General features: G+C 72.3%; 2 protein-coding genes. Both read left to right on the forward strand.

The features are described 5' to 3' along the window. The first annotated feature begins 61 nt into the window (after positions 1–61). Positions 62–2,104 (forward strand): tetratricopeptide repeat protein, encoded by a 2,043-nt coding sequence (locus tag ACWGH4_RS33035; protein WP_453467341.1) that lies wholly within the window; start codon positions 62–64, stop codon positions 2,102–2,104. A 144-nt stretch (positions 2,105–2,248) separates the two neighbouring features. Continuing rightward, positions 2,249–3,361 carry an alanine dehydrogenase gene (gene ald, locus ACWGH4_RS33040; protein WP_441266605.1) on the forward strand — a complete coding sequence of 371 codons (1,113 nt, stop codon included), beginning with the start codon at positions 2,249–2,251 and terminating at the stop codon, positions 3,359–3,361. The last annotated feature ends 56 nt before the right edge of the window (positions 3,362–3,417 follow it).

A 3,417-nucleotide genomic window follows, 5' to 3' on the forward strand; every position in this document is an offset into this window, starting at 1 on the left:
CCCTCCGACAGGCGGCGGGTCATCCCCGGAGTCACAGGCGCCGCGCGGAGTCGGGGGGCCCGTGCCGGCGGGTGGTGCGGGGCAGGCCCGCAGCGGGACGCAGCCCGGGCAGGACGGCACGCACACCGGCGCGGTGTTCTTCGGACGGCAGCGGGAGCTGAAGGCGCTCGTCGCCGACATCGAGCGCGCCGGTCTCGACACGCTCGCCGGCCGCAAGGCGCCCCGCGCACGGGTGCTCCTGATCGCGGGGCGGCCCGGCTCCGGGCGCTCCGCGCTGGCGCGACAGCTCGCCCTCAGGCTGGGCGACCGCTACCCCGACGGCATCCTCTATGTCCGGCTCACCGAACCGGACGGCCGGCCGGTCCCCATGGACCAGGCGGCACGCGGACTGCTCGACCGACTCCGGATCGCCTCGCCGCCCGGCGCGGGCGACGACGAACTGACCGAGATGGTGCGCGAGGCCCTCGCCGTACGCAGGGTGCTGCTGCTCATCGACGACGCCACGGACGCCGAGCAGGTCGACCTGCTGCTGCCGCAGAACCCGGACTGCCTGGTGGTCGCCGTGTCCCAGGGCCCGCTCACCGGCATCCCGGACGTGAGGCCCTGCACGCTCGGCGGAATGGACGCCAAGTCCGCGATCGATCTGCTCACCACCTTCACCGGGTCCGTGCGGATCACGGTGGACCCGCAGGCGGCGGAGGCGATCGCTGAGGAGTGCGGCGGCCAGCCCGCCGCTCTGGTGCTGGTTGGCGGCTGGCTCGCGGCCCGCCCGAACGCCTCCGTCGCCGACGCCGCCAAGCGGCTGCGCACTCTCCCCGACGACGCGGGCCGGCCGACCGGCGCCAGGCCCCTGACCAGGGCGTTCCGGCTGGTGTACGAATCACTGTCGCAGTCGGCCGCGCGCACACTGCGGCTGCTGGCCCTCGCGCCCGCCGGCCGCGCGGACGCGCACACCGCCTCCGCGCTCGCCGGATGCTCCGTCTCGGCCGCCCAGGAGACCCTCGATCTTTTCGCGGGGCTCGGACTGCTGCGCCGTGCCGGGGCCTCGTTCGAGGTACCGGGTGCGCTCGCGCCGCTGCTGCGCACCCTGATGGAGAGCACCGACCGGCCCGCCGAGGTGCAGCTGGCGCGGGCCAGGATGCTCGAGCGGACCGTACGGCGGCTCCAGGCCTGCCGGGCGATCACCGAGCCCGAAGGCTCCCCGGCCCGCAAGAAACTGGCCGCCCTGCCCCGCGCCCTGCGGTTCACCTCGGCGTGGGCAGCCGGTGAGTGGCTGCGCGCCGGCCGGCCGGAGCTGCTGGCCGCCGCCCGGCTCGTCGTCGACGACGGCGAGCTGGACACCCTGGCACGCCGGCTCGTCGCCGCCCTGGTCAGGGCACTGGCGGCGCACTGGGGCACCGAGGCGGCAGCCCCCGAGCTGTACGGGCTGCACCAACTGGTCCTCGACGTCGCCGAGCGGCGCGGACTGCACCGTGAGCAGGCCGCCGCGCTGCTCAACCTCGCCGACCTGGACGCGCAGACCGGCCGCACCGCCGACGCGCTGGCCCGCTACCGGGCCGCGCTCGACGCGGGCCGAGCCGCGAACGACCCGTACGCGACGGGCCGCGCGATGGAATCCGTAGGCGGCGCGTACCAGGCGCTGGGCGACTGGCAGCGGGCGGCCGACTGGTACGGCCGCGCCCTCGCGCAGCGCCAGGCCCGCGGTGAGCGTGCCGACGAGGCGCGGCTGTACGGACGGCTCGGCACCGCGCACACCTACGCGGGACGGTACGGGGAGGCGCTGCGCAGTTGGCGGGCGGCCGCCGCCGGCCATCGCAAGGTCGGTGATCTTCCGTCCCAGGCGCGGGCGTTGAGCGAGGCGGCCCGCGTCCAGGAGTACGCCGGCCGGCCGGAGGAATGCCTGCGGACCTGCCAGGACGCGGTGGACCTGGCCCGGCGGGCCGGGGACACACGGCTCCAGGCAGCGCTCCAGCTCAGGCTCGCCGACACCCTCGACCGGCTCGGCGACCCGGCGGCGGCCGGGCTGCACCGCGTCACCGCGGAAAGAATGCTTGGAACAGAGGATTCAACCTACGAAATCCGTGGCAGTTCGCTCGAAGGTTAATGCTTTGCAAGGCTAGACAGCGGGAAATCCTTCATTAGACTGGCAACGCCACAGCTTCTCGTGGTGTGTCCCGGTATGCCTGCGTGCATCTGGGTACGCGCGTCATCGACCGATAAATCCCCTGAGTCAAGGACCGTGATCGACGTGAAGGTCGGCATCCCCCGCGAGGTCAAGAACAACGAGTTCCGGGTGGCCATCACCCCCGCCGGCGTGCACGAGCTCGTGCGCAACGGGCACCAGGTCCTCGTCGAGCAGAACGCCGGTGTCGGCTCCTCGATCACGGACGACGAGTACGTCGCGGCCGGAGCCCGGATCCTGCCCACCGCCGACGAGGTCTGGGCCACCGCCGACCTGCTGCTGAAGGTCAAGGAGCCCATCGCGGAGGAGTACCACCGTCTCCGCAAGGACCAGACCCTCTTCACCTACCTGCACCTCGCCGCCTCCCGCGAGTGCACCGACGCCCTGCTGGAGTCCGGCACCACGGCGATCGCCTACGAGACGGTCGAGGTGAACCGCACCCTGCCGCTGCTCGCCCCGATGTCCGAGGTCGCGGGCCGCCTGGCCCCCCAGGTCGGCGCGTACCACCTCATGCGTTCGGCCGGCGGCCGTGGTGTGCTCCCCGGCGGCGTCCCCGGCACCCAGGCCGGCAAGGCCGTCGTCATCGGCGGCGGCGTCTCCGGCTGGAACGCCACGCAGATCGCGGTCGGCATGGGCTTCCACGTGACCCTGCTCGACCGGGACATCAACAAGCTGCGCGAGGCGGACAAGATCTTCGGCACCAAGGTGCAGACGATCGTCTCCAACGCCTTCGAACTGGAGAAGGCCGTCGTCGAGGCCGACCTCGTCATCGGTGCCGTGCTCATCCCCGGAGCCAAGGCGCCGAAGCTGGTCACCAACGAGCTCGTCGCCAAGATGAAGCCCGGAAGTGTACTTGTCGACATTGCAATCGATCAGGGTGGCTGCTTCGAGGACTCCCGTCCGACCACCCACGCCGAGCCGACGTTCAACGTCCACGACTCGGTCTTCTACTGCGTCGCCAACATGCCGGGTGCGGTGCCGAACACCTCCACCTACGCGCTGACCAACGCCACACTGCCCTACATCGTGTCGCTCGCGAACAACGGCTGGGTCGAGGCGCTGCGCCGTGACCCGGCGCTCGCCAAGGGGCTCAACACCCATGACGGCAAGGTGGTTTACCGTGAGGTCGCCGAGGCGCACGGCCTCGAGAGCGTCGAGCTCAGCGCGCTGCTCGGCTGATCGGTCAACCAGCGGCGTCAACCTCACGAGTCCGGCCGGACCTTGCTCAGCAAGGT

It is taken from the genome of Streptomyces sp. NPDC054847 (assembly GCF_053610925.1).